General features: G+C 74.8%; 25 protein-coding genes. 4 read left to right on the forward strand and 21 right to left on the reverse strand.

Annotated elements, in window-relative coordinates:
• Positions 1–92 precede the first annotated feature (92 nt).
• The 3 genes from groES to ACIF8T_RS18245 form a co-directional block, all read right to left on the reverse strand.
• Positions 93–401, reverse strand: coding sequence for a co-chaperone GroES (gene groES / locus ACIF8T_RS18235; protein ID WP_014178834.1), 309 nt, complete (start codon positions 399–401; stop codon positions 93–95).
• Positions 402–857: 456 nt separating this feature from the next.
• Positions 858–1,586 (reverse strand): polysaccharide deacetylase family protein, encoded by a 729-nt coding sequence (locus ACIF8T_RS18240; protein WP_400036159.1) that lies wholly within the window; start codon positions 1,584–1,586, stop codon positions 858–860.
• Complete coding sequence (locus ACIF8T_RS18245; protein ID WP_400036161.1) at positions 1,583–2,506, reverse strand: polysaccharide deacetylase family protein; 924 nt, start codon at positions 2,504–2,506, stop codon at positions 1,583–1,585. The genes ACIF8T_RS18240 and ACIF8T_RS18245 overlap by 4 nt, the downstream gene beginning before the upstream one ends.
• A 181-nt stretch (positions 2,507–2,687) precedes the next feature.
• Between ACIF8T_RS18245 and ACIF8T_RS18250 the strand changes: the two genes are divergently transcribed.
• Positions 2,688–3,854, forward strand: coding sequence for a methyltransferase domain-containing protein (locus ACIF8T_RS18250; RefSeq protein WP_400036163.1), 1,167 nt, complete (start codon positions 2,688–2,690; stop codon positions 3,852–3,854).
• Positions 3,855–3,861: 7 nt separating this feature from the next.
• On the opposite strand, the gene ACIF8T_RS18255 is transcribed toward ACIF8T_RS18250, so the two are convergent.
• The 5 genes from ACIF8T_RS18255 to ACIF8T_RS18275 all read right to left on the reverse strand — a co-directional run bounded on the left by ACIF8T_RS18255 (position 3,862) and on the right by ACIF8T_RS18275 (position 9,415).
• Positions 3,862–5,121: an RNA polymerase sigma factor gene (locus ACIF8T_RS18255; protein WP_400036165.1), complete on the reverse strand. Its 1,260-nt coding sequence runs from the start codon at positions 5,119–5,121 to the stop codon at positions 3,862–3,864.
• 50 nt (positions 5,122–5,171) lie between these two features.
• Entirely contained in the window at positions 5,172–5,528 is a 357-nt protein-coding gene (locus ACIF8T_RS18260) for a YciI family protein (RefSeq protein WP_400036167.1), read from the reverse strand.
• 109 nt (positions 5,529–5,637) lie between these two features.
• Complete coding sequence (locus ACIF8T_RS18265; protein ID WP_400036169.1) at positions 5,638–6,759, reverse strand: LCP family protein; 1,122 nt, start codon at positions 6,757–6,759, stop codon at positions 5,638–5,640.
• Between the two features lie 72 nt (positions 6,760–6,831).
• The gene (locus ACIF8T_RS18270; protein ID WP_400036171.1) at positions 6,832–8,178 is read right to left on the reverse strand and encodes an endo-1,4-beta-xylanase; all 1,347 of its coding nucleotides are present in this window, start codon (positions 8,176–8,178) and stop codon (positions 6,832–6,834) included.
• Positions 8,179–8,365: 187 nt separating this feature from the next.
• Positions 8,366–9,415, reverse strand: coding sequence for a LacI family DNA-binding transcriptional regulator (locus ACIF8T_RS18275; RefSeq protein ID WP_400036173.1), 1,050 nt, complete (start codon positions 9,413–9,415; stop codon positions 8,366–8,368).
• A gap of 259 nt (positions 9,416–9,674) precedes the next feature.
• Between ACIF8T_RS18275 and ACIF8T_RS18280 the strand changes: the two genes are divergently transcribed.
• Entirely contained in the window at positions 9,675–10,193 is a 519-nt protein-coding gene (locus ACIF8T_RS18280) for a hypothetical protein (RefSeq protein WP_400036175.1), read from the forward strand.
• Here ACIF8T_RS18280 and ACIF8T_RS18285 read toward each other — a convergent pair.
• From ACIF8T_RS18285 to tsaB, 4 genes are read right to left on the reverse strand one after another with little or no spacing between them, the layout of a single operon-like run.
• A complete protein-coding gene (locus ACIF8T_RS18285; RefSeq protein WP_400036178.1) occupies positions 10,144–10,401 on the reverse strand; it encodes a hypothetical protein in 258 nt (85 codons plus the stop codon). The genes ACIF8T_RS18280 and ACIF8T_RS18285 overlap by 50 nt on opposite strands.
• Complete coding sequence (gene tsaD, locus ACIF8T_RS18290; protein WP_400036180.1) at positions 10,398–11,489, reverse strand: tRNA (adenosine(37)-N6)-threonylcarbamoyltransferase complex transferase subunit TsaD; 1,092 nt, start codon at positions 11,487–11,489, stop codon at positions 10,398–10,400. The genes ACIF8T_RS18285 and tsaD overlap by 4 nt, the downstream gene beginning before the upstream one ends.
• Complete coding sequence (gene rimI, locus ACIF8T_RS18295; RefSeq protein ID WP_400036182.1) at positions 11,482–12,000, reverse strand: ribosomal protein S18-alanine N-acetyltransferase; 519 nt, start codon at positions 11,998–12,000, stop codon at positions 11,482–11,484. The genes tsaD and rimI overlap by 8 nt, the downstream gene beginning before the upstream one ends.
• Positions 11,997–12,650, reverse strand: a complete 654-nt coding sequence (gene tsaB / locus ACIF8T_RS18300) for a tRNA (adenosine(37)-N6)-threonylcarbamoyltransferase complex dimerization subunit type 1 TsaB (protein WP_400036184.1) — start codon at positions 12,648–12,650, stop codon at positions 11,997–11,999. Before tsaB ends, rimI begins: the two co-directional genes overlap by 4 nt.
• A 126-nt stretch (positions 12,651–12,776) precedes the next feature.
• On the opposite strand from tsaB, the gene ACIF8T_RS18305 reads away from it, so the two are divergent.
• Positions 12,777–13,331 carry a hypothetical protein gene (locus ACIF8T_RS18305; RefSeq protein ID WP_400036186.1) on the forward strand — a complete coding sequence of 185 codons (555 nt, stop codon included), beginning with the start codon at positions 12,777–12,779 and terminating at the stop codon, positions 13,329–13,331.
• A 236-nt stretch (positions 13,332–13,567) separates the two neighbouring features.
• Here ACIF8T_RS18305 and ACIF8T_RS18310 read toward each other — a convergent pair whose 3' ends face one another.
• The 5 genes from ACIF8T_RS18310 to ACIF8T_RS18330 form a co-directional block, all read right to left on the reverse strand.
• Positions 13,568–13,735, reverse strand: coding sequence for a hypothetical protein (locus ACIF8T_RS18310; protein WP_400036188.1), 168 nt, complete (start codon positions 13,733–13,735; stop codon positions 13,568–13,570).
• A gap of 138 nt (positions 13,736–13,873) precedes the next feature.
• A complete protein-coding gene (gene tsaE / locus ACIF8T_RS18315; RefSeq protein WP_400036190.1) occupies positions 13,874–14,395 on the reverse strand; it encodes a tRNA (adenosine(37)-N6)-threonylcarbamoyltransferase complex ATPase subunit type 1 TsaE in 522 nt (173 codons plus the stop codon).
• Complete coding sequence (locus ACIF8T_RS18320; protein ID WP_400036192.1) at positions 14,361–15,611, reverse strand: alpha/beta fold hydrolase; 1,251 nt, start codon at positions 15,609–15,611, stop codon at positions 14,361–14,363. Before ACIF8T_RS18320 ends, tsaE begins: the two co-directional genes overlap by 35 nt.
• Before the next feature lie 150 nt (positions 15,612–15,761).
• Positions 15,762–16,940, reverse strand: coding sequence for an alanine racemase (gene alr / locus ACIF8T_RS18325; protein ID WP_400036194.1), 1,179 nt, complete (start codon positions 16,938–16,940; stop codon positions 15,762–15,764).
• A 646-nt stretch (positions 16,941–17,586) separates the two neighbouring features.
• A complete protein-coding gene (locus ACIF8T_RS18330) occupies positions 17,587–19,017 on the reverse strand; it encodes an NAD(P)H-hydrate dehydratase (RefSeq protein ID WP_400036196.1) in 1,431 nt (476 codons plus the stop codon).
• 126 nt (positions 19,018–19,143) lie between these two features.
• On the opposite strand from ACIF8T_RS18330, the gene ACIF8T_RS18335 reads away from it, so the two are divergent.
• Positions 19,144–20,343, forward strand: coding sequence for a hypothetical protein (locus ACIF8T_RS18335; protein ID WP_400036198.1), 1,200 nt, complete (start codon positions 19,144–19,146; stop codon positions 20,341–20,343).
• Positions 20,344–20,474: 131 nt separating this feature from the next.
• On the opposite strand, the gene ACIF8T_RS18340 is transcribed toward ACIF8T_RS18335, so the two are convergent.
• The 4 genes from ACIF8T_RS18340 to glmS form a co-directional block, all read right to left on the reverse strand.
• A complete protein-coding gene (locus tag ACIF8T_RS18340; RefSeq protein WP_400036421.1) occupies positions 20,475–21,311 on the reverse strand; it encodes an RNA polymerase sigma factor SigF in 837 nt (278 codons plus the stop codon).
• Between the two features lie 380 nt (positions 21,312–21,691).
• Positions 21,692–22,063, reverse strand: a complete 372-nt coding sequence (locus ACIF8T_RS18345) for a holo-ACP synthase (RefSeq protein ID WP_400036200.1) — start codon at positions 22,061–22,063, stop codon at positions 21,692–21,694.
• A 310-nt stretch (positions 22,064–22,373) separates the two neighbouring features.
• Entirely contained in the window at positions 22,374–22,544 is a 171-nt protein-coding gene (locus ACIF8T_RS18350) for a hydrophobic protein (protein WP_400036202.1), read from the reverse strand.
• A 126-nt stretch (positions 22,545–22,670) separates the two neighbouring features.
• Positions 22,671–24,518 carry a glutamine--fructose-6-phosphate transaminase (isomerizing) gene (glmS, locus tag ACIF8T_RS18355; protein WP_400036204.1) on the reverse strand — a complete coding sequence of 616 codons (1,848 nt, stop codon included), beginning with the start codon at positions 24,516–24,518 and terminating at the stop codon, positions 22,671–22,673.
• Positions 24,519–24,676: the final 158 nt, after the last annotated feature.

Genomic DNA, 24,676 nt, shown 5'->3' on the forward strand with positions numbered 1-24,676 from the left:
GAAACTGCGCCCCGGGCGCCCGGCTTCTTAGGGGTCGCGGGGGGCCAGGGGCGCAGCTGGAAGCAAAAGTGCCTCGGGTGAAGCCGGGTGAACTACTTCTCGATGATCGCGAGGACGTCGCGGGCCGAGAGGACGAGGTACTCCTCGCCGTTGTACTTCACCTCGGTGCCGCCGTACTTGCTGTAGAGCACGACGTCACCGACGGAAACGTCGAGCGGAAGGCGGTTGCCGTCCTCGAAGCGGCCCGGGCCCACGGCCAGGACGACGCCCTCCTGGGGCTTCTCCTTGGCGGTGTCCGGGATGACCAGGCCAGAGGCCGTGGTCTGCTCGGCGTCCAGCGGCTGGACCACGATGCGGTCCTCGAGCGGCTTGATGGCAACCTTGGAGCTGGCGGTCGTCACGATCCGACCTCCCCCTTCGGAGATCTCACGGGGTTAACTGTCTGAGGTGGCGACCAGGTCGATCCGTCGTCGCGGGTGCCGGACCTGCCCGTCGCGTTGTTGGCACTCTCCAGGGGGGAGTGCCAGACCTGAGACTATGACCGCGATTAGCACTCGGTCAAGCGGAGTGCCAATTACCGACGGCGCGTCGGCCTCCGGGGCCCGGCCGGGCGGGGTGCGGGGACGGGCGGCGCGGGTGCGCGGCGCCCCGGTCCGCGCGCCGGGGTCATGCATGCCCGGCTGTCGCGGCGGCATGCGCGGCGGCTCCTGAGGACCCCGCGGGACGGACCGGAAGGGCCGCGCGCGAGGTGACGGGCCGGTGCGGCGGGACGGGGCGGGGCCCGGCCGGGCGGCCGCCGGGCGCGGGGAAGGGCCGGTCCTGCAGATGACGTCCGCCAGGTGGTCCTACAGGTGGTCCTACAGGTGGTCCTCCAGGCGTCCCACCCGCAGGCCCCGTGCCTCGATCTCGCGCAGCAGGCGCCGGGTCCGTTCCACCAGGGGCAGGCCCGTCGTGCCGGCGTCCGGGTCGACGGCCACGATGTCGCCGGGGCCCAGCCGGTGCTCGCCCCGGGTGTAGAGCAGGGCGCCGTCCCCGCCCACCGACACCCGCCACAGCACGACCGCCGCGATGCCGCAGTCCGCGGCGGCGCGCAGGGTCGTCGTGTCGTACACGCCGTGGGGCGGGCGCAGCAGGCGGGGGCGGACGCCGAAGCGGGCCCGGAGCTTGTCCTGCTGGCCGCAGATCTCGGCGCGCTGGCCGGCGTACGGCAGGCCGCGCAGGGCGGGGTGGTCGAGGGTGTGGTTCTGGAGGCCGGCGCCGACCGCGCGCAGGCGCGCGAAGTGGCCGTAGGCGGGTCCCACGACGCGGTCCGTGAGGAACAGGCTGACCGGCAGCCGCCGGGCCCGCACCAGGTCGACGAAGCGCGGGTCGCGCTCGGCGTCGTCGTCGTACGTCAGGAACACCACCCGGTCGCGGGTCGCGACGCGGTCGACGACGGGCGGCAGGCCGGGGCGCGCCTGCCGCCCGGGGGTCCCGGCGGCCTGCTGCCCGGCGCGCGCCCGGCCGTCCGACCGCGCCGGGCCGGCGCAGCCGCCGAGCAGGACGGCGGCGGCCAGCGCCGCGGCGGCCCAGCCGCGCGGCCTCACAGGTAGTCCTCCAGCCGCGCCACCGCGTAGCCCTTGGCGGTGACCTTGTCGAGGAAGCGGCGGATCATGTCGGGCATCGTGCCCGCCCAGTCGGCCCGGCCGCGGAAGTGGCTGAGGACGATGTCCCCGGGGTGCAGGTCGCGGTCCCACTCGCGGTACTCCCAGCGGTCGACGAAGACCTCCTCGCTCCACAGGGGGGCGTACGCGATGCCGCAGGACTTCGCGGCGCGCAGGGTGTCCCGGTTGTAGTTGCCGAAGGGCGGGCGGAACAGGACGGGGCGTGTGCCGTAGCGCTCCTCGATGACGTCCTGCATGCCGCAGATCTCCTGCCGCTGGCGGGCGTACGACAGCGCGGGCAGGTAGGGGTGGTGCAGCGTGTGGTTGTGCAGGCCCACTCCCCCGTCCCGCATCCGCCGGAAGTAGCCGTAGTCCTCTTTGATCAGGTAGTCGCTGAGGAAGGCGGTGTACGGGATCCGCAGGTCGCTCATCATGCGCAGGAACGCCGGGTCCTTCTCGGCGCCGTCGTCGATGGTGAGGAAGACGACCCGGTCCTCGGTCGGGACGGTGGTGAAGACCGGGGGCAGGCCCAGCTCCCGGTGGCCGTCGACCTCGAAGCCCTCCCGGGTGGTGATCCGCGGCTTGCGCGCGGGAGGCGCCGGGGTCGGCAGCGGGACCTCCCGCAGCCCCCAGCGCCGGGCGGCGGCCACCCGGGCGGCGTGGGCCGAGCGCAGCTTCGTGGCGTAGGAGTCCAGCGCGCGGGCCGGAGGCGCCTCCAGGGGCTGCTGGCCGGCGGCCGGGCGCAGGCCCGCGTCGGGGTCCTGCCCGCAGCCCGAGGCGATGGCCGCGGCGGCGAGCACGGCGAGGCCGATCCGTGCACGCCCCCGGGCCCGACTTTTGTCATTTTGTACTACTGCTCGCATGGAGCCGGATCCTCGCAGGGCCCCGCCCCGAACCCGGCCCGACACCGCGGCCGCCGCGGCACCGTCCACCGACTGGCCCACAGACCGGGCCGCCGGCCGCCGGGCGACCCGCCGGACCGCACGCCGCACGCCGCCCGCCCCGGCGCGCCCGCCCGGTCCCCGGCTGGCCGACAATGATCCGGTGAACGACCTCGCCCCCCTCCTCACGCCCGAAGGCCGCGCCCTCCTCGACGAGGTGCGCGGCACCGACCCGGCGCAGGAGCTCGCCGTCGCCACCCGGCTGCGCCGCGCGCACCCCGCCGAGCTGGTGTCGGCGGCGCTCGGCCAGGCGCGGCTGCGGCAGCGGGCGGTGGCGAAGTTCGGCGCCGAGGACGCGCAGCGGATGTTCTTCACGCCGCACGGGGTCGAGCAGTCGACCCGGGCGAGCGTGGCGGCGTACCGGGCCCGCCGGCTGGCGGAGCTCGGCGTGACCTCCGTCGCCGACCTGTGCTGCGGGATCGGCGGTGACGCGATCGCGCTGGCCCGGGCCGGGATCCGGGTGCTGGCGGTGGACCGGGACCCGCTCACGGCGGCGGCGGCCCGGGCGAACGCCGACGCGCTGGGGCTGGCCGGCCTGATCGAGGTGCGCGAGGCCGACGTCACCGAGGTGGACACGGCCGGCTTCGACGCCGTCTTCGTCGACCCGGCCCGGCGCGGCGGGCGCGGCCGGATCTTCGACCCGGAGGCGTACGCGCCGCCGCTGTCGTGGGCGGTCGGGGCGGCCCGCCGGGCGCCGCGCGCCGCGGCCCTGAAGGTCGCGCCCGGCATCCCGCACGAGGCGGTCCCGGCGGACGCCGAGGCCGAGTGGGTCTCCGACGGCGGTGACGTGAAGGAGGCGGTGCTGTGGTTCGGCACCGCGCCGGGGGCGGTCCGCGCGACCCTGCTGCCCGGGCCGCGCACCCTGCTCTCGCGGGGCCTGCCCGACCCCGCCGTGCGCCCGCCCGGCCGGTACCTGTACGAGCCGGACGGCGCCGTCGTCCGCGCCCACCTGGTCGCCGAGGTCGCGCAGCAGCTCGACGGCGGCCTCCTGGACGCGACCATCGCGTACGTCACCGCGGACGAGCTGCGCCCGACGCCGTACGCCACCGCCTACGAGATCACCGACCACCTCCCCTTCAACGTCAAGAAGCTGAAGGCCCTGCTGCGCGAGCGGCAGGTGGGGGTGCTCACGGTGAAGAAGCGCGGGTCGGCCGTGGAGCCCGAGGAGCTGCGCAGGAAGGTCCGGCCGCAGGGCCCGCACTCCGCCACCGTGTTCCTGACACGGGTCGCGGGGGCGCCGGCCATGCTGATCGGCCGCCCGGCCCTCTGAGGCACCGTCAGGAGGTCTCCGCCGCCCGGCGCAGCAGCAGGTCCCGCTCGCGTGCGTTGCGGGTCAGCGACGCGGCCCGGGTGAACTCCGCCCGGGCCTCCGCCGCGCGCCCCAGCCGGGCCAGCAGGTCGCCGCGGACGCTGGGCAGCAGGTGGTAGGCGCGCAGGGCGGGTTCGGCGGCCAGGGCGTCGACCAGGGCCAGGGCCGGTTCCGGTCCGTGCGCCATCGACACGGCCACCGCCCGGTTCAGCTCGACGACCGGGGAGGGCGAGCGGGCCGCGAGCAGCCCGTACAGGGTGGCGATGCGGGCCCAGTCGGTCTCCTCGTAGGCGGGGGCGAGCGCGTGGCAGGCGGCGATGGCGGCCTGGAGGACGTACGGGCCGGGGGCGCCGGTCGCGTGCGCGTCGGCGCGGGCGAGGGCGGCGGCCCCGCGGGCGATGAGCAGGCGGTTCCAGCGCGCCCGGTTCTGGTCCTTCAGCAGGACCGGCGCGCCGTCCGGGCCCGTGCGCGCGGCGGCCCGGGACGCCTGGAACTCCAGCAGCGCGGTCAGGCCGTGCACCTCGGGCTCCTCGGGCATCAGCCCGGTCAGGACGCGGGCCAGCCGCAGGGCGTCCTCGCACAGGCCGGGGCGCAGCCAGTCGTCGCCGGCCGTGGCGGCGTACCCCTCGTTGAAGATCAGGTAGATCACGTCGAGGACCGAGCCGAGCCGTGCCTCGCGGTCGGGGCCGTACGGCACCTCGAAGTCCACCTGCTTCGCCGCCAGCGTCCGCTTGGCCCGGACGATCCGCTGCGCGACCGTCGGCTCGGGCACGAGGAAGGCCCGGGCGATCTCGGGCGTGGTGAGCCCGCCGAGCAGGCGCAGGGTGAGGGCGATGCGGGCCTGCGGCGACAGCACCGGGTGGCAGGCGGTGAAGACCAGGCGGAGCAGGTCGTCGTCGATGCCGTCGGGGTCGGCGGGCTCCTCGGGCGGGGCGGCGTCCGGCAGGTCCCGGCCGATCTCCGCGAGCTTGCGGGCGTAGGTCTCCCGGCGGCGGACCAGGTCGACGGCGCGGCGGCGGGCGATCGCCATGAGCCAGGCGCCCGGGTTGTCGGGCACGCCGTCCCTCGGCCACTGCTCCAGGGCCGCGACCAGGGCGTCCTGGGCGAGTTCCTCGGCGATGCCGACGTCCCGGACGATCCGGGCGACGCCGGCGATCACGCGCGGGGACTCCATGCGGAACACGGTCTCGACGGTGCCGCGCGGGTCGGCGGCGGGCTGCGGGGTCACAGCCCACCATCAGACACCCGTGCGGCGGCCGGTCCAAACGGGCGCGGGGCTCAGCCCTCGGCGACCTCCCGCACCTCGCAGGTCACCGTCCAGTGCTCCTCGTGGACCTTCAGGAACCGCTTGGTCCACTCGATCGCCTCGGCCCGGTCCTTGGCCTGCATGAGGGCGTAGCCGCCGATGACCTCCTTGGACTCGGTGAAGGGGCCGTCGGTGACGGACAGCTGCCCGCCCTCGTAGTGCACCCGGGTGCCCTGCGCGGCCGGGGTGAGCCCGGCGGTGTCGAGCAGGACGCCGGCCTTCGTCATCTCCTCCATCAGCTCGCCCATCCGCTGCATGAGCTCCTGGCTGGGGCCCCCGTCGGGGGTGTTCCGCTCGTCGATCCGGATGAGGGAGAGGTAGCGGGGCATGGGGACTCCTCGTGTCGTGCGGGCCGGGTCGTTCCCGGCCGTCACCCCTGCGTCGAACGGGACCGCCGGGGATCGACACGCCCGCCGGGATTTCCTCAGGACTTTTTCCTCACCGCAGCGAGGCCCACAGCTCCGCCGCCTCCGGTTCGTCGGCCACCACCCGGTTGCCGTCCCACGGCGCCGGCACCACCGGCATCGTCACGGTCCGCACCGCGTCCGCCGACAGGCCCCGCAGGCTCTGCCCGAGCCGCGTCAGCTCCGCGAGCGAGTCCAGGCCGGTGTCCGTGGTCAGGCTGCCGGTCACCGCGTCGGCGACCCGGTACAGCCGGGCGGGGTCGGTGAGCAGGTCGGTGGCGGCGATCCGCTCCAGCAGCGCCGTCACCAGCGTCTGCTGGAGGGCTATGCGGCTCAGGTCGCTGCCGTCACCGACGCCGTGCCGGGTGCGGGCCAGCGCCAGGGCCCGGGTGCCGTCCAGGTGGTGGGTGCCCGCCGCCAGGGTCAGGTGGCTCCGGTCGTCGTCGATGTCCTCCCGCGTGGTGACGGTGACCCCGCCGAGCGCGTCGACCAGCTTCCGGAAGCCGGCGAAGTCGATCTCGACGTAGTGGTCCATGCGGACGTCCGTCAGCGCCTCGACCGTCTTCACCGCGCACACCGGCCCGCCCACCGCGTACGCGCTGTTGAACATCGCGGCGGAGGCGGCGGGCGCGGTCCCGCCGGACGGCAGCGGGCAGGACGGGCGGGCGACCAGGGTGTCGCGCGGGATGCTCACCACCGTCGCGCTCGTCCGGCCCGCGTCGAGGTGGACGACCATGGCCGTGTCGGAGCGGGCGCCGGAGCTGTCGCCGCCGCCGAGCTCCTGGTTCTCCGCGCCGCTGCGCGAGTCCGAGCCCAGGACGAGGATGTTCAGGGCGCCGCCGGGCAGCGCGGCGGCGGACGCCGAGGGGTCCGGGGCGGTCGTCGCCCGCGCGGGGCGGTTGTCGCCGAGCGCGCTGTTGATGTCGACGCCGGTGATGTTGTCGCTGAGGCGCCAGTAGGCCCAGCCCGCCCCCGCGGCGCCCAGCACCAGCAGGGCCGCCAGGGTGAGGCCGGCGGCCTTCAGCACGGCCGGCCGCCGGCCCGCTCGCGCGCCGGCGGCGTTCCCGTCCCCGGCCGCGCCGCCGCTCCCGTGCCCGCCGTCCCCGTGCCCGCCGCCCCCGGCGTTCCCGTCGTGTCCCGTCACGAGCAGGAACATAAGTCCGAATTATTTCGGGCAGGGGCCCCGGGGCGACTTTCTTCGGGAATTCTCAGACTTCCGGGCCCGGTCTCATCCCAGTGTCACCACCGGCACCCCGTTGCTCCCGCTCCACGAGGCGTTGAACCCGAACGTCACCGAACCCCCGTCCGGCACCGTCCCGTTCCACGCGGCGTTGCCGCACGTCACCACCGCGCCGGACTGGGCGCAGGTCGCGTTCCACGCCTGGGAGACGCGCTGGCCCTCGCCGTACGTCCAGCTCACCTTCCACGACGCCAGCGAGGCACCGGCGCAGCTGATCCGCACCTGTCCGGTGAAGCCCGTGTTCCACTGGCCGGTGACGCCGTACGTCGCCGTGCAGCCGTCGGCCGGCTGTCCGCCCCCGCCGCCCAGCGCCTGCGCGATGGCGTGGTAGGCCGGTTTGGGCGCGTAGTTCTCGTCGTACGGGGTCGCCGCACCCTCGCCGGGGAAGGTGTCGGGGATCCAGGAGTCGGAGTCGGTGAAGCCCCAGACGGTGACGCCGGTGCACCGGTCCACCGCGGCGCAGGCGGAGACCACGCTGCGGTAGTCGGCCGCCTGCTGCGCCAGCTTGGCCTCCGTCGCCGGGAGTTGCATCCGGATGTCCAGCTCGGTGATCGCCACGTCGACGCCCAGGTCGGCGAAGCGCTGGATGTTCTGCCGCACGGTGGACGGCACCTGACCGACGATCAGGTGCGCCTGGAGGCCCACCCCGTCGACGGGGACGCCGCGCTCCTTCAGGGACTTGACGAGGTCGTACAGGGCGGTGCTCTTCGCGTTCACGCCCTCGACGTTGTAGTCGTTGATGTAGAGGTCGGCGCCCGGGTCCGCTGCGCGCGCCCGGGTCAGGGCCTGGGCGATGTAGTCCGGGCCGAGGGTGTCGTACCAGAGGGTGCGGCGGTAGGTGCCGTCCTCCTCGAAGGGCTCGTTGACCACGTCCCAGGCGGCGAGGCGGCCCTTGTAGCGGCCGACCTCGGTGTCGATGTGGTCGTTCAGGACGGCGCTCAGCTCGTCCCGGGTCCAGGTGCCGTCGGTCAGCCAGCCGGGGTTCTGGCTGTGCCAGACCAGGGTGTGGCCGCGCACCTGCTGGCCGTGGGCTTCGGCGAAGGCGACGATCCGGTCCGCCTCGGCCCAGTCGTGACGGCCCCGGACGGGCTCCACCGAGCCCCACTTCATGGCGTTTCCGGGGGTGAGCGAGTTGAACTCGCGTCCGGCGACCTCGCCGTAGGTGCCGGTCAGCTTGGAGCCGGTGACCGCGGTGCCGACGACCTTGCCCCGGGCGTCGGCGAGGTCGCGCAGCGGGGGGTCGGCCGCGTGGGCGGGGGCCGCGGTCAGCAGGGCGCCCACCGTGGCGGCACCGGCCAGCAGCGAGACGAGTAAGCCGGGCCTTCGGGATCTCATGACGGGGAGCCTCCGAAAGTTTCGGTCGTGCAACCGATTGACTTCGGTGCAGTGTGGGGCGGCTGGGACCACCCGTCAATACGGCGGCCCGTCCCGGCGGCCCGCCGTTCCCGGCCGGGCGGGCCCGTCGGCCGGCCCGTCGGCCGCCCGCCTCCCGGCCGCGCCGGCGGCACTCCGGGCGACGGAGCTAGACCGCCGCGGGCGCCGCCGTGCTGCTGCGCACCACCAGGCTGGTCGCCAGCTCCACCCGCGTCGCCGCCATGTCCTCCTCGCGCCCGAGGTCCAGGACCAGCTTGGCCGCCGCCTCGGCCATCTCCGTCAGCGGCTGCCGTACGGTCGTCAGCGGCGGGCCGACCCAGCGGGCCACCGGCAGGTCGTCGAAGCCGACCACGCTCAGGTCCTCCGGGACGCGCAGCCCCAGCTCGCGCGCGGCCTCGTACAGCCCGAGCGCCTGGAGGTCGTTGCCGGTGAAGACGGCGGTCGGCCGGTCCGGGCGGCGCAGCAGTTCGAGGCCCTGCCGGTAGCCGGCCTCGTGATGGAAGTCGCCGGGCATGATCAGGCCCGGGTCGACCGGCAGCCCGGCGGTCTCCAGCGCGGCCCGGTAGCCGTCCACGCGGGCCCGGCTGCACATCATCCGCGACGGCCCGCTGATCGCGCCGATCCGGCGGTGCCCGAGGTCGACCAGGTGCCGGGTGGCCGCGAGGCCGCCCTGCCAGTTGGTCGCCCCGATCGACGGCACGTCGGCGCCGGGGTCGCCGGCCGGGTCCATCACCACGAACGGGATGGAGCGGCTGGTGAGCAGGGCCCGCTGGGAGTCGTCGAGGCCGGACAGCACGAGGATCACGCCGTGCGGGCGGCGCGCGGCGACCTGGTCGGCCCAGGTCCGCCCGGGGGTGAGCCGTCCCGCGCTCTCCGAGAGCACGACGCTCAGCCCGGCGTCGCGGGCCACGTTCTCCACGCCCCGGATGACCTCCATCGCCCAGGCGCTCTCCAGTTCGTGGAAGACCAGGTCGATCAGCGGGGAGCGGGTCGCCTCGGTCCGGCGGCGCCGGTAGCCGTGGGTACGCAGCAGGTCCTCGACGCGGGCCCGCGTGGCCGGGGCGACGTCGGCGCGGCCGTTGAGGACTTTCGAAACAGTCGGCGCCGACACGCCTGCCTCGCGGGCGATCTCGGCAAGCGTCGCGGTCTGCGCGGACCGCCCTTGCGTCCGGGTTTCTGCGGGCTGCGGGGATGTCATGGCGGCGATCGTATCCCTGTGGTGGCCCGTGACGTAGTTCTCGCGCCACGACGGACGTCCGGGACATTCGTTAACAGAGCCGAAACATTCGGCGTGCCGTGTTCGCGCGTCGTCGCACGTCCGCCCGTTCCGCACGGCCTTCCCTTGTTCACCGGCCGTTCGGGCGGGCGGGTGGCCGGGGCCGGTGCCCCGGGCCTACCGTGACGGTGCGTGGGGCGGCGGGGGCCGCCGGGTCGTGCGCGCCGGGGGGAGCGTCACCGTGTACAGGCAGTCGCACCATGAGGTCAAAGCCGCGGGGACGGCCCTCGCGGCCGCCGCCGTCGACACGGCGGTGACGAGTGCCGTGCGCGGACTGCCGCCGGTCTCCGTCGAGGAGGCCGGGCGCGGTCTCCTGACGCTGCTCGGCGTCATGGCCCTCACCGTGGTCTTCGAGCTGGTCTTCGTGACCCGGGACTACCGGGCGGCCATCCCGCTGGCCGAGGACACGGAGCTGCCGCCGGACGAACCGCTGCACCGGCGCCTGGTCAGTCCGAACGCGCTGCCCGTGCTGGTCCTGGTCACGCTGGTGCCGGCACTGGCCTGGGAACCGCGGTTCGCCCTGCTGCCCTTGGCCATGGCCGCCTCCTGGGCGGCGGACGCGTCGGTCGTCCGCTTCTGGGAGCGCCGCAACGGCCGCCTGGTGTGGCGCGACGTCCCCCTGAGCGGCGCGTCGTACGCGACCTCCCCGGTCAGCCGCCGTCCACCGGCTCGAACCGCCAGCGGTGCACCGCCCGGGTGACCAGCTCCCCGTCCGGCTCGGGCAGTTCCGGCAGGTCGGCGTCGTAGGGCGCGTCCCACCAGGTGATGACCAGGACCCGGTCCTGCGGGGCCCGGAAGGTCTCCCGGCGCAGCGGCGCGCCGGGGAGCTCCTGCGCCCGGGCCCAGGCCAGCAGCTCCCCGCCCCGCCCGGGCACCGCCCGGGCCTCCCACATCAGCGCGACCGTCACGGGTACAGGTTCTCCCCGCCGGTCTCGTGCGCGTGGTCGTGCGCCCGGCCCGGGACGTGCGGGTCGGTCACCGGCAGGGAGGAGTCCGCCGACAGGTCCCAGTCGGACGGCGGCCGGTTGCGGGCGACCATCTCCGCGCCGAGCGCGGCCACCATCGCCCCGTTGTCCGTGCACAGCTTGGGGCGCGGCACGCGCAGCCGGATCCCGGCGGCCTCGCAGCGCTCCTCGGCCAGGGCCCGCAGCCGGGAGTTGGCGGCGACCCCGCCGCCGATCATCAGGTGGTCGACGCCCTCGTCCTTGCAGGCGCGCACCGCCTTGCGGGTCAGCACGTCGACGACCGCCTCCTGGAAGGAGGCCGCCACGTCCCGCACCGGCACCTCCTCGCCCGCCGCCCGCTTCGCCTCGATCCAGCGGGCCACGGCCGTCTTCAGCCCGGAGAAGGAGAAGTCGTACGCCGGGTCGCGCGGGCCGGTCAGGCCGCGCGGGAAGGCGATGGCCTGCGGGTCGCCCTCGCGCGCGTACCGGTCGATGACCGGGCCGCCGGGGAAGCCGAGGTCCAGCACCCGGGCGATCTTGTCGAAGGCCTCGCCGGCCGCGTCGTCGATGGTCGCGCCCAGGGGGCGCACGTCCGAGGTGATGTCGGAGGACAGCAGCAGCGACGAGTGGCCGCCGCTCACCAGCAGCGCCATCGTGGGCTCCGGCAGGGCGCCGTGCTCCAGCTGGTCCACGCAGATGTGGGAGGCCAGGTGGTTGACGCCGTACAGCGGCTTGCCGAGGGCGTAGGCGTACGCCTTGGCGGCGGAGACGCCGACCAGCAGGGCGCCGGCCAGGCCCGGGCCCGCGGTCACCGCGACGCCGTCCAGGTCCCGCGCGCTCACCCCCGCCTCCTTCAGCGCCCGGTCGATGGTCGGCACCATCGCCTCCAGGTGCGCCCGCGAGGCGACCTCGGGCACCACCCCGCCGAAGCGGGCGTGCTCGTCGACGCTGGAGGCGACGGCGTCGGCCAGCAGGGTGGTGCCGCGCACGACACCCACGCCGGTCTCGTCGCAGGAGGTCTCAATCCCCAGCACCAGGGGTTCGTCAGCCATGGATGTCGGTTCCTTGTACGGAGTTCTCAGGGACGGTCAGGCGCATCACCAGGGCGTCCACGTTCCCGGGCTGGTAGTAGCCGCGCCGCACGCCGACGGGCTCGAAGCCGAAGCGCTCGTACAGCTTCTGGGCCCGGACGTTGTCGACCCGGCACTCCAGCATGACCTCGGCGCACTCGAAGGCGGTCGCCGCCCGCAGCAGCTCGGTCAGCAGCCGTCCGCCGAGGCCGGTGCCCCAGTGGTCATGGGCGACGGCGATGGTCTGGACGTCGGCCTGCTCGCCCGAGGAGGCGAGCCCGGCGTACCCGACGATCCGGCCGCCGCCGTCCTGCGGGAGTTCCGCGACGACGTACCGGCGGGTCGCCCCCGGCCCGCGCGCGTGGGCCAGCTCGGACCAGAACATGCCCCGCGACCAGGCGTCCTCGGGGAACAGCTCCCGTTCCAGGGCCAGGACGGGGTCGATGTCCCACCAGCGCATCTCGCGCAGCACGGGAGTCACGGGTCCGGTCACTTGGGGGTGACCACCTTGTAGTTCTTGGGGACCTGGGCGTCGGGGCGGCGCAGGTACAGCGGCCGGGGCGCGGCGAGCTCCTCGCCCCGGGCGAGCTTCTCGGCGGCCAGCCGGGCGAGGGCGGCGGCGGACACGTGCTCGGGCTCGTGCGCCTGCGGGAACGTGTCCGGGTACAGCAGCGCGCCGGCGCCGACCGCGGGCAGGCCCGCGACCTGCCCGGCGATGTCGGCGGGCCGGTCGACGGCCGGATCGGTGACGCGGGTGCGGGAGTCGGCGTACCGCGCCCAGTAGACCTCCTTGCGGCGGGCGTCGGTCGCCACGACGAAGGGGCCCTCCAGGTCGGCGGCGTAGGCGAGGCCGTCCAGCGTGCACACGCCGTGCACGGGCACGCCGAGCACCAGGCCGAAGGTGTCCGCGGTCATCAGGCCGACGCGCAGTCCGGTGTACGGGCCGGGGCCCACGCCGACCACGACGCCCGTGACGGCGTCCAGCTTCAGTCCGGCCTCGGCGAGCACCCGGTCGACCGCCGGCAGCAGCAGCTCCCCGTGGCGGCGCGCGTCCACCTGGCTCGACGAGGCGATGACGTCCCTGCCGTCGTGCAGCGCGACGGTGACGGCGGGTGTGGCGGTATCCAGAGCGAGCAAGAGCACGCGAACAGCCTACGGCTCCCGGGGCCCCGGCACGGCCGCCCCGGTCGGACGGCCACCTGCTGCTACCGTCACCTTCCGTCACGGGACGACGACGGAACGGCACGTACGACGCGGAGGTGGGCGCCGGTGGCAGGCAGCAGTTCGGGGATCGTGGCCGCGCTCACCGCGGCGGCCCTCGGCACGGTCGGTCACCTCGCCTGCCAGGCGGCGGCGAGCGCCCCGGCCGGTCCCGGCGAGCCCCGGGCGGGCTCCTCGCCGTCGGCCGTGGCCCCGCCGGCGCCCCGGCACCGCGCGGACCCGGCCACGCCGCCCGCCGGGTCCGGCAGCGGCGCACGCGTGGTGTACGCGCTGGGCGACGACCGGGTGTGGCTGGTCGGCGCCGGGGAGCGGGTCCGGCGCACGTTCGTGGTCTACCCGAGCGCGGTGGACCCGGCGCCGGGCCGCTACACCGTCACGTCCCGCTCCAAGGCCGTCACCGGCTCCGACGGCACACCCGTCGAGCACGTCGTCCGCTTCACCAGCGTGGACGGCGTCTCCGTCGGCTTCAGCGCGGCCGTGGACGGCTCGACGCCCCGGCCGGACCCGGGCGTGCGCACCGGCGGCATCCGCGAGACCCGCCCGGACGGCGACGCGATGTGGTCCTTCGCGACGATCGGCCGCAGGGTCGTGGTCGTCCGCTAGGGGCTGTCCGACCATTCCCGTCGTCGCCCGGAGGCCGGTCTCGCGGCGTCAGGTGCGTGCTCCCGGCGAGCCGGGCGCAGAGCCTCGTACGGGACGCACTCGGCTCTGCGCCCGGCGCGGCGAGAATGCGTGATGACGTCGCGAGACAGGCGGGAACTGTCGGACAGACCCCAGGGGCGCACCCGCCCGGAGCCCGCGGCGACGCCCTGCGGCCGTACGTGTCCGCCGGTGTGCCGCTACGCCGCCTCGCGGTGGTCCACGGCCCGCCCGGGCACCTCCGGGTCGGGCTCCCGGGGCGCCGTGGAGATCGTTTTCGCGGCCGCGCAGGCCGCCAGCAGCTCCCGCATGGACACGCCGGGCACCGCGTACGGCTGCGGCTTCGCCGTGCTCTCTGTAGCCGACATGGACGCCTCCTGAGGCCGGGGGCGGACGTAGTTAGGTAGACCTAACTACGTACGGGATACCATGTGACCACGCCCGGGACACCCGGCGCAACATCTTGCCGACGTCTTGTCGGAATGTCGGACCGTTCCTCCGCGCCGTTACGCCGACAGGGCGCTCAGGTCGGTTCCCGTCCAGCGTTCGCCCAGTCCGGTGAGCGTCACGTGCCGCACCTCGTCGGCGGTGTCCCCGACGGCGCGGTGGATCAGGACCTGGAGCCGGTCGTCGGTCAGCTCCTCGACCTTGCCCTCGCCCCACTCCACGACGATCACGGAGTCGGGCAGCGAGACGTCGAGGTCGAGGTCCTCCATCTCGTCCAGACCGCCGGACAGCCGGTAGGCGTCCACGTGGACGAGCGGCGGGCCGTCGCCGAGCGAGGGGTGCACACGGGCGATCACGAACGTCGGGGAGGTGACCGCGCCGCGCACGCCGAGCCCTTCGCCGAGGCCGCGGGTGAGCGTCGTCTTGCCCGCGCCGAGCTCCCCGGTGAGCATCACGAGGTCGCCGGCGCGCAGCAGTTTGGCCAGCCGGCGGCCCAGCTCCCTCATCTGCTCGGGCGAGGTGACGGTGATCTGTACGGAGCCGGACTCAGCCGGGTCGTGCGGTGCCGCTGGTGCTTCCATAGCCACCCACGGTAGCCCCTGCCGGGACGGCACCCGTGCGGGTGAGCAGGTCGGCGAGGCGGTCGGTGACCACTTCCGGGTGCTCCAGGATCACCAGGTGGCCCGCGTCCGGGACCAGCACCAGCTCGGCCTCCGGGAGCAGGTCGGCGATGGCCTCGCTGTGCTCGCTGGGCGTGACCATGTCCTGCACGCCGGCCAGCACGAGGACCGGTATGTCCGCGAAGTGGGCGAGGGCCGCGGTCTTGTCGTGGTTGTCGAACGCCGGGTAGTACTCGGCGACCACGTCGATCGGCGTGCTCTCGATCATCCGCTCGGCGAACCGCTCGATCGCCGGGTCGACGTCCCGGGAGGCGAACGAGTACCGCTTGATGATCCCGGCGAACAGGTCGGCGGTGGCCCGGCGCCCCTTCTCCACCAGCTCGGCCCGCTGCCCCAGCGCCTTGAGCACCCCGGGCAGCACCCGCCGCACCACGTTCACCCCGGCGACGGGCAGTCCGAAGTTCCACTCGCCGAGCCGCCCCGACGAGGTGCCGACCAGGGCGACGCCGACCACCCGCTCGCGGATCAGCTCCGGGTACTGGTCGGCCAGCGCCATCACGGTCATGCCACCCATCGAGTGCCCGACCAGCACGATCGGCCCGTCGGGGACGGCGGCGTCGATGACGGCCTTCAGGTCGCGGCCCAGCTGCTCGATGGTGACCGGTTCGCCGCGCTCCACCTGGGACACGCCCCGCGCGGACCGGCCGTGGCTGCGCTGGTCCCAGTGCACCGTGCGCACCACGCCCCGCAGGGCGGCCCGCTGGAAGTGCCAGGAGTCCTGGCTGAGGCAGTAGCCGTGGCTGAAGACGACGGTGACGGGAGCGGGCGCCTTGCGGCCGAAGAGCCGGCGGCGGCGCGGGGTGAGCGTCGGGGCGGCGTCCGGGTCGACGTCGTCGACCTCGTAGTACAGCTCGGTGCCGTCGTCGGCGTGCGCCTTGCCGGGCGTGCCGCGCAGGGAGCCGTACGGTCCCGCCGAGTCCAGGGCGATCCGCGCCTTCTGCCGCATGCCGCGGCCGACGGTGAGCCGTTCGACGGCGACACCGGCGGCCGCCCCGGCGGCGACCACGCCTATCGCGACGCCGGCGATGCCGGTCGCCCGGCGCCAGCCGCCCGTCGCGGCGGAGGCGACGGCCGCCGTGGCGGCTTCCGCGACGGCCTCCGCGCTGCTCTCGCTCACGTACCGCTCCTCTTCACCGGGCTTGTCCGCGCTCGGGTTGCCGTCGGGGCCGCTGGTCGGGTGGCCCGGGACGGTGACGCCGGCCGTGGGGCGCCGGGTCGTTCCGTCGGGGGCCGGGTCGGGTGATCGTCGGACGGGTCTCCCTGCGGGTTACCCGTCCTGTTCCTCATTCACGTAGACGCGGGGAACACGCGTTCCGATCCGGGTGACGATCTCGTACGCGATGGTGCCCGCGGCCTGCGCCCAGTCCTCGGCGGTCGGCTCGCCGCGGTCGCCCGGCCCGAAGAGGACCGCCTCCGCGCCCGGCTCGGGCTCGTCGCCGCCCAGGTCGACGACGAACTGGTCCATCGCGACTCGGCCCGCGACCGTGCGCCACTTGCCGTCGACCAGTACCGGGCCGGCCGAGGAGGCGTGCCGCGGGACGCCGTCCGCGTAGCCGAGGGGCACCAGGCCAAGGGTGGTCTCGCCGGGGGTGACGTAGTGGTGGCCGTAGCTGACGCCGTGCCCGGCCGGGACCCGCTTGACCAGGGCCAGGGAGGCCGACAGCGTCATCACCGGGCGCAGCCCGAAGTCCGCCGGGGCGCCCAGCTCGGGGCTGGGCGAGACGCCGTACAGGGCGATCCCGGTCCGGACGAGGTCGAAGTGGCTCTCGGGGACGGTGAGGGTGGCGGGCGAGTTGGCGATGTGCCGCACCTCGGGACGCACGCCCTGCGCCTCGGCGTACGCCGTCATCTCCCGGAAGCGCGCGAGCTGGGCGGCGATGGAGGGGTGGCCGGGCTCGTCGGCGCAGGCGAAGTGCGACCACAGCCCGGTGATCCGCACCAGGCCCCCGGCCTCGGCGCGCAGGGCCGCGGCGACCAGTACGGCCCAGTCCTCCCCCGGCTGGCAGCCGCCGCGGCCGAGCCCGGTGTCGGCCTTGAGCTGCACGCGCGCGGGGCGCCCGGCCGAGCGCGCCGCCCGGGTGACCTCCTCCAGCGCCCACATCGCGCTGACGGACACGTCGAGGTCGGCCTCGATCGCCTCCCGCCAGGGCCCGCCGGGGGTCCACAGCCAGCACATGATCCGGACGTCCGCCGGCAGCCCCGCCCCGGCGCGCAGCACGAGGGCCTCCTCGGGCGTGGCGGTGCCGAGCCAGGTGGCGCCCGCCGCGACGGCCGCGCGGGCGCACCGGGCCGCTCCGTGGCCGTACGCGTCCGACTTGACCACGGCCATGAGGGCCGCGCCCGGCGCGTGAGCGCGCAGGGTCCGCACGTTGGCCCGCAGGGCGGCCAGGTCGATCTCGGCACGGGCCCGCAGGGGCGCGCTCCGCAGGGCAGCTGTCTCGTTCATCGCCGCCCAGTCTCTCAGAGGCCCCCCGGCGCCCCACGTCACCGGCCCGGGAGAAGCCCCGCCGGCGGAACCCCGGCGTGTCCGGCCGGAGGTCCGCGGGGCGGAGCCGGGCGTGCCTCCGGCACCGCGCACGGGGACGCCCGAGGGCTCGGCCCGCGGGCACCGTCGGCCGGGGAGGGCTCGGCCCGCGGGCACCACCGGCCGAAGAGCACTCGGCCTCCGGGCACCACCTGCCGAAGCGGGCTCGGCCCGCGAGCACCGCCAGCCGGGGAGGACTCGGCCCGCGGGCACCACCGGCCGGGGAGGACTCGACCTCCGGGCACCACCTGCCGAAGCGGGCTCGGCCCGCGAGCACCGCCAGCCGGGGAGGACTCGACCTCCGGGCACCACCCGCCGAAGAGCACTCGGCCTCCGGACACCACCCGCCGAAGAGGACTCGGCCCGCGAGCACCGCCAGCCGGGGAGGACTCGGCCCGCGGACACCACCCGCCGAGGAGGACTCGACCTCCGGGCACCACCGGTCAGAGGGCGGGGCCTCCGGGTCTCCCCCGGCCCCGGCCACCGGCCGCCCGCCCCGGCGGACCGACCACGTCGGTGACCACCCCGCCCCGGCGGACCGACCACGTCGGCGACCACCCCGCCCCGCCTACCCGATCACGTTCCGCCAGGCCTCCGGAAGCGCCGCCGCCACATCGTGCGCCCCCACGGGCGCCCCGTCCGCCGCGATCCGCCCGGCCAGTCCGTGCAGGTACGCCGCCACGCTCCCCGCGTCCCGCGCGTCGAGCCCCGCCGCCAGCAGCGAGCCCGCCAGCCCCGACAGCACGTCCCCGCTCCCGGCCGTGGCCAGCCAGGACGTTCCCGTCGCGTTCACCCGCACGGCCCCTCCCCCGGCGTCGGCCACCAGGGTCGTCGACCCCTTCAGCAGGACGGTCGCCCCGTAGCGCCGCGCCAGCTCCCGCACCGCGTGCAGCCGCGCCCCCTCGACGGCCCCCCGCTCCACGCCGAGCAGCGCCGCGGCCTCCCCGGCGTGCGGGGTCATGAGCGTGGGCGCCGTACGGCCGCGCACGGCCTCCGGGTCGGCCAGCCGCAGCCCGTCCGCGTCGATCAGCACGGGCACGTCCGCCTCCAGCACCTCGGCGACCGTGCCGGCGTCGTCCCCCGCGCCCGGCCCGACGACCCAGGCCTGCACCCGTCCCGCCCCGCGCGGCCCCCGGTCGGACACGAGCGTCTCGGGGAAGCGGGCGATCACGGCGTCCCCGGCCGGTCCGACGTACCGCACCGCTCCGGCCCCGCCGCGCAGCGCGCCCGCCACGGCGAGGACAGCGGCCCCCGGGTACCGCACGGAGCCCGCGGCGATCCCGACCACACCGCGCCGGTACTTGTCGCTCTCCGCGGCCGGCACCGGCAGCAGCCGCGCCGCCTCCGCGTGCTGCAGCGCCTCCAGCTCGGGCCCGGCGGGCAGGTCCAGCCCGATGTCGACGAGCCGCACGGTCCCGGCGTGCTCCCGGGCCGGGTCGATCAGCAGCCCCGGCTTGTGCGCCCCGAACGTCACCGTCAGGTCGGCCCGTACCGCCGCACCGCGCACCTCGCCGGTGTCGGCGTCGACGCCGCTCGGCAGGTCGACGGCGACCACGGCGGCCCGTGACCGGCCGGCGGCCGCGGCCAGCGGCACCGCCTCCGGCCGCAGCCCGCCCCGCCCGCCGATCCCGACGATGCCGTCCACGACCAGGTCGGCCCGCTCGATCAGTTCCTCGGCCCCGCCGGCGCCCACCGCCCCGCCGCCCGCCCGGCGCAGCGCCGCGAGCCCCGCGGCGTGGGCCCGCTCCGGCGCGAGCAGCACCGCCGTGACGCCCGCGCCGCGCCGGGCCAGCCGGGCACCGGCGTACAGGGCGTCGCCGCCGTTGTCCCCGCTGCCGACCAGCAGGACGACCCGGCTGCCGTACACCCGCCCCAGCATCTCCGCGCAGGCCGCGGCGAGCCCGGCGGCGGCGCGTTGCATCAGCGCCCCCTCCGGCAGCCGCGCCATCAGCTCCCGCTCGGCCGTCCTGACCCTCTCCACGCTGTACGCAGTACGCATGCGGTCGAGTGTTCCCCACCGGCCGGTTCCGTCGCATCCATTGACGCTTTGCCATGCCTTTGTCAAACTCGCGAGCCCCCACACGATGAATCGATTCAGTCGAATCGGTTCGACGAGAGGACCCCCATGGGACGCAGAGCCGCCCTCCTCGCCGCCGCCGGCGCCACCGCGCTCCTCACCGCCGCCGGCACCCTGACCGCACCCGCCACCGCCGCCGCCACTGCCCCCGCCCCCGCGTCACCGGCCGCCCCGGCGACTCCCGCCCGCGCGGCCGCCGCCTGCGGCGAGGGCACCTACCAGGCCGAGGCCGTGCTCAGCGGCGGCACCTGGACCGTCCGGCGCGGCGGCACCACCGTCCACACCGGCACCGACCTGCGGGCCGCCGTCCAGGCGGCGGTGAACAGCCTGACGGCGGGCCGCACGGCGAAGGAACGGGTCGTGGTGCGCGGCTCGGGCGCGATGTCCGCCGGTTCCCGTATCTCCCTGCCCAGCTACACCGTGCTCGACGTCTGCGGCACCATCAACGTCACCGGCAGCGGCACGGGCGACCAGGCGCCGGTCTACTCCCGGGGCACCAGGGACGTCGAGGTCCAGCACCTGAACGTCACCGGCACCCCGCTGTACGGCATCTTCCTGCGCAACGTGCAGAACGTGACGCTCGGCCAGATCGACATGCGACTGTCGTCCGGCCTCGGGGTGCGCGTCGACAACCGGGGCGACACCACCCAGTGGACGCGCAACGTGCGCATCGACAGCGTCTACGTCTCCGGCGCCTCCAGCCACGCGGTGGAGACGTACGGGGTCGACGGGCTCACCGTCGGCACGGTGACCGCCCGCAACGTCGGCGAGTCGGGCCTGCTGCTCAACCAGACCGTCAACGCCACCGTGACGAAGGTGGACGCCGAGAACGCGGGCACGGGCACCGGTTACGCGGCCTTCCGCATGGCCAACCGCAACGGGCGGGTCGGGAGTTCGTACCCGGTCAACATCCGCGTGGGCGAGGTGGTCGCGCGCGGCGGCGGACGCGGGGTGTTCTGCGTCTCGGAGAGCGGCGGCGCGACGATCGACCGGCTGACCCTGTCGAACACCGGCAACAACGCCGTCCTGATCGAGAACTGCTCCAACGTGCTCCTCGCCGCCCGGAGCGGCAGCGTCACCGGCGGCGGCGAGATCCGCCTGGCGGCCCGCTCCGAGTTCCCGAACAACAAGGACATCACCGTGCAGAACCTGACGGTGACGAACTCGGCGATCCGGGAGAGCCCTTGCGGCGAGAACACCACGTTCCGCAACAACACCCTCGTCAACAGTACCCAGTCGGTCTGCTGACACCGCCCGCCCGCCGTCCGTCGTGACGGCACGACGCGGGCCGGGGACCCTCGGGTCCCCGGCCCGTATGCGTACGGCGCCGTGAATCGGCCGGTGCGGCCGGTTCAGTCGGTTCAGTCGGTTCAGTCGGTTCAGTCGGTGGTCAGCATCCCTTCCCGCAGCCGCTTCAGGGTGCGGGCGAGCAGGCGCGACACGTGCATCTGCGAGCAGCCGAGCAGCTCGGCGATCCGGGCCTGGGTGAGCTCCTCGACGAAGCGCCAGTGGATGATCTGCCGCTCCCGCTCGTCGAGCCCGGCGATCAGCGGGGCCAGCGCGTGGAAGTCCTCCACCAGCCCGAGCGCGGCGTCCTCGGAGCCGACGAAGTCCGCCAGGACCGACTCGCCGTCCGGCTCGCCGCCGATGGCGGCGTCCAGGGAGGCGGAGTTGTACCCGTTGGCGGCGATACGGGCCTCGATGACCTCTTCCTCGGTCAGGCTCATCAGCTGCGCGAGCTCCTTGACCGTGGGGGTGCGGCCCAGGCGGCTGCACAGCTCCTCGGTGGCCCTGGCGAGCTGGACGCGGGCCTCCTGGAGGCGGCGCGGCACGTGCACGGACCAGGAGGTGTCGCGGAAGAAGCGCTTGATCTCGCCGACGATGTACGGGATGGCGAAGGAGGTGAACTCCACCTCGCGGGAGAGCTCGAACCGGTCGATCGCCTTGATCAGCCCGATCGTGCCGACCTGGACGATGTCCTCGCGCTCCTCCGCGCCCCGGCTGCGGAACCGGCCGGCCGCGAAGCGGACGAGGGACATGTTCATCTCGATCAGCGTGTTGCGCGCGTACTGGTGCTCGGGGGTGCCCTCCTCCAGGACCGCCAGCTGTTCGAAGAACAGCCGGGACAGCTCCCGGGCGTCCTGCGGCGCGACTGCGGCCGGGTCGGCGACCTCCGGGAGCTCGGCCACACCTTGCCTGCGGTCCGTCTGCGGCATGATCGCCGTCACGTTGTCTCCTCCTGTCAGGCCGGCGCCTTCGATTCGAACTGGCAGAACCGCGCTTACCCCGGGATCCGCGGGACATGCATCGCGCATGCCATGGCCGGCGTTCCATTTCCGTCCGGTGGTCAACTGCCGTACGGGGCAAGGAGTTGCGGGTCGCGGCGCGGTCGCGGTGTGGGCGGGGTCACAACGGGCGCCGGCTCGCGAGGCGGGAGCGGCACGGCCGTGACGAGGTGGCGGCCCGCTCCGGCGGGCCCCCTCGCCTCCGGCCGCGGCGGCGCCGCCCGGCGGCACCCGTCCCCCGGTGTCACGACGTACCGGACACCCGCGGCCGGGAGACCGATCCCGTGCCGTGCCGCCCGGCCGGCCGGAGGTCAGCCCTCCGCGACCACCACCGCCGACGCCACCCCCGCGTCGTGGCTCAGCGACACGTGCCAGGTCCGCACGCCCAGCTGCGCCGCCCGGGCCGCCACCGTCCCCGACACCCGCAGCCGGGGCTGCCCGCTGTCCTCGACGTAGACCTCGGCGTCCGTCCAGTGCAGCCCCGCCGGCGCGCCGAGCGCCTTGGCGACCGCCTCCTTCGCCGCGAAGCGGGCGGCGAGCGAGGCCACGCCCCGGCGCTCGCCGCTGGGCAGCAGCAACTCGCTCTCCCGGAAGAGCCGCTGCGCCAGCCCGGGCGTCCGCTCCAGCGACACGGCGAACCGCTCGATCTCCGCCACGTCGATCCCGACCCCGATGATGCTCATGCCGAGCACCTTACGGCGAGGGCTGCCCGGCCTCCCCGGAGAGCGGCTCCTGCGCCTCCCCGGGGAGGCCGGGCCGGGCGCCCCGGGAACGCGCGGGACGCCTTCGCCCTTGCCCTTCACCTCACCTGCGGCCGGACGACGCAATAGGACCGGCAAACCGGTTTCCCGCGAGGGCGCAATTCCATTAATCAGCGCGCACGTACCTTTTCGAGCAGCGAAATCCTTTCCCCGCGCGCGTAACCGCACGCATGAAAAGAGCGGGGTCCCGGCCCTCAGGCCGGAACCCCGCTCGGACGTCAGCCCGAAGGCCCTACCAGCGGTACCACCGGCCACGCCGGCCGCCCGTCCCCGCCGGGCGGACGAGGAAGCCCAGCAGCCACAGGACGAGCACGAACACCGCGATCCACCACAGCGCCTTCACCGCGAATCCCGCACCGAAAAGGATCACGGCCAGCAGCAGAACCAGAAGAAGGGGAACCATTCGTATCAACCTCCGGTCTTTCGAGTTCCCCCTCAATCACCGAACACGCATGCCGACTTCACGGTTTTTTCACCAAGTCACGGGGAATCCGCACGAGTTCGGCACCCGGCGCCGCTGCTCCACCGTCTACTCCACCGTCACGGACTTCGCGAGGTTGCGCGGCTGGTCCACCTCGTTGCCCCGGGCCGTGGCCAGTTCACAGGCGAACACCTGCAACGGCACCGTCGCGACGAGCGGCTGGAGCAGGGTCGGGGTGGCCGGGATCCGGATCAGGTGGTCGGCGTACGGGACGACCGCGTCGTCGCCCTCCTCGGCGATGACGATCGTGCGCGCCCCGCGCGCCCGGATCTCCTGGATGTTGGAGACGATCTTGTCGTGCAGGACCGAACGCCCGCGCGGCGACGGCACGACCACCACCACCGGCAGGTCCTCCTCGATCAGGGCGATCGGCCCGTGCTTCAGCTCGCCCGCCGCGAAGCCCTCGGCGTGCATGTACGCGAGCTCCTTCAGCTTGAGCGCGCCCTCCAGGGCCACGGGATAGCCGACGTGCCGCCCCAGGAACAGCACGGTGTTCTTGTGGGCGAGGCCGCGCGCCAGCTCCCGCACCGGCTCCATGGTCTCCAGCACCCGCTCGACCTCCCCGGAGATCTGCGACAGGTCCCGGATCACGGCCCGGATCTCGTCCCCCCACTTCGTGCCGCGCACCTGCCCGAGGTACAGGGCGACGAGGTAGCAGGCGACCAGCTGCGTCAGGAACGCCTTGGTCGAGGCGACGGCCACCTCCGGACCGGCGTGCGTGTACAGCACGGCGTCCGACTCGCGCGGGATCGTCGACCCGTTGGTGTTGCAGATGGCGAGGACCCGGGAGCCCTGCTCGCGGGCGTGCCGCAGCGCCATCAGGGTGTCCATGGTCTCGCCGGACTGGGAGATGGCGATGACCAGCGTCTGCGGGTCGAGGATCGGGTCGCGGTAGCGGAACTCGCTGGCCAGCTCCACCTCGCAGGGGATCCGCGTCCAGTGCTCGATGGCGTACTTGGCGATCATCCCCGCGTGGAAGGCCGTCCCGCACGCGATGATGACGACCTTGTCGACCTCCCGCAGCACCCCCGGGGGGATCCGCACCTCGTCCAGGCTCAGCGAGCCGGACGCGTCGATGCGTCCGAGGAGCGTGTCGGCGACCGCCTTGGGCTGCTCGGCGATCTCCTTGAGCATGAAGTAGTCGTAGCCGCCCTTCTCGGCGGCCGAGGCGTCCCAGTCGACGTGGTACGAGCGGACCTCGGCCGGGCTGCCGTCGAAACCGGTGACCGTCACGCCGTCCCGGCGCAGCTCCACCACCTGGTCCTGGCCCAGCTCGATCGCGGACCGGGTGTGCGCGATGAACGCGGCGACGTCCGAGGCGAGGAAGGCCTCGCCCTCCCCGACGCCCACCACCAGCGGCGAGTTCCGCCGCGCGCCGACCACCACGTCCGGCTCGTCCGCGTGCACCGCGACCAGCGTGAACGCGCCCTCCAGCCGCCGGCACACCAGCCGCATCGCCTCGGCGAGGTCCGCGCAGGAGGAGAACTCCTCGGCGAGCAGGTGGGCGACCACCTCGGTGTCGGTCTCGGAGGCCAGCTCGTGGCCCCGCTCGGCGAGCTCGGCCCGCAGCACGGCGAAGTTCTCGATGATGCCGTTGTGCACCACGGCGACGCGTCCCGCGTTGTCGATGTGCGGGTGGGCGTTGGCGTCGGTCGGCCCGCCGTGCGTGGCCCACCGGGTGTGCCCGATGCCGGTCGCACCGGTCGGCAGCGGCCGGTCGACCAGCTCCTTCTCCAGGTTGACCAGCTTCCCGGCCCGCTTCGCCGTCGCCAGGCCGCCGTCCGCGAGGACGGCCACACCCGCCGAGTCGTATCCCCGGTACTCCAGCCGCTTCAGCCCGGCCATCACGACCTCGAGCGCCGACTGCGGCCCCACGTATCCCACGATTCCGCACATGAGCCGCAGCCTACGACCCGTGCCCCCCGCGCACCCGGCGGCTCCTGCCCGGATTCGGAAATACCCACGGCCGGCCGCGCGCCCCCGCCCCCGCCGGACGTGACCGACCCCACCCACCGGTCCGTTCAAACTCCGTTAACAATGGACTGTGATCTCTC

It is taken from the genome of Streptomyces sp. NPDC085946, assembly GCF_044540485.1.
Taxonomy (GTDB): Bacteria; Actinomycetota; Actinomycetes; order Streptomycetales; family Streptomycetaceae; genus Streptomyces.

What these genes read in the sequence shown, in the direction of transcription:
- tsaD (WP_400036180.1), bottom strand. Translation starts at nt 11,489, where the DNA reads ATGGCTGACGAACCCCTGGTGCTGGGGATTGAGACCTCCTGCGACGAG.
- tsaE (WP_400036190.1), bottom strand. Translation starts at nt 14,395, where the DNA reads ATGGAAGCACCAGCGGCACCGCACGACCCGGCTGAGTCCGGCTCCGTA.
- ACIF8T_RS18345 (WP_400036200.1), bottom strand. Translation starts at nt 22,063, where the DNA reads ATGAGCATCATCGGGGTCGGGATCGACGTGGCGGAGATCGAGCGGTTC.
- ACIF8T_RS18330 (WP_400036196.1), bottom strand. Translation starts at nt 19,017, where the DNA reads ATGCGTACTGCGTACAGCGTGGAGAGGGTCAGGACGGCCGAGCGGGAG.
- ACIF8T_RS18275 (WP_400036173.1), bottom strand. Translation starts at nt 9,415, where the DNA reads ATGACATCCCCGCAGCCCGCAGAAACCCGGACGCAAGGGCGGTCCGCG.
- ACIF8T_RS18245 (WP_400036161.1), bottom strand. Translation starts at nt 2,506, where the DNA reads ATGCGAGCAGTAGTACAAAATGACAAAAGTCGGGCCCGGGGGCGTGCA.
- ACIF8T_RS18310 (WP_400036188.1), bottom strand. Translation starts at nt 13,735, where the DNA reads ATGTCGGCTACAGAGAGCACGGCGAAGCCGCAGCCGTACGCGGTGCCC.
- ACIF8T_RS18340 (WP_400036421.1), bottom strand. Translation starts at nt 21,311, where the DNA reads ATGCCGCAGACGGACCGCAGGCAAGGTGTGGCCGAGCTCCCGGAGGTC.
- ACIF8T_RS18335 (WP_400036198.1), top strand. Translation starts at nt 19,144, where the DNA reads ATGGGACGCAGAGCCGCCCTCCTCGCCGCCGCCGGCGCCACCGCGCTC.
- ACIF8T_RS18260 (WP_400036167.1), bottom strand. Translation starts at nt 5,528, where the DNA reads ATGCCCCGCTACCTCTCCCTCATCCGGATCGACGAGCGGAACACCCCC.
- ACIF8T_RS18270 (WP_400036171.1), bottom strand. Translation starts at nt 8,178, where the DNA reads ATGAGATCCCGAAGGCCCGGCTTACTCGTCTCGCTGCTGGCCGGTGCC.
- ACIF8T_RS18350 (WP_400036202.1), bottom strand. Translation starts at nt 22,544, where the DNA reads ATGGTTCCCCTTCTTCTGGTTCTGCTGCTGGCCGTGATCCTTTTCGGT.
- alr (WP_400036194.1), bottom strand. Translation starts at nt 16,940, where the DNA reads ATGAACGAGACAGCTGCCCTGCGGAGCGCGCCCCTGCGGGCCCGTGCC.
- ACIF8T_RS18265 (WP_400036169.1), bottom strand. Translation starts at nt 6,759, where the DNA reads ATGTTCCTGCTCGTGACGGGACACGACGGGAACGCCGGGGGCGGCGGG.
- glmS (WP_400036204.1), bottom strand. Translation starts at nt 24,518, where the DNA reads ATGTGCGGAATCGTGGGATACGTGGGGCCGCAGTCGGCGCTCGAGGTC.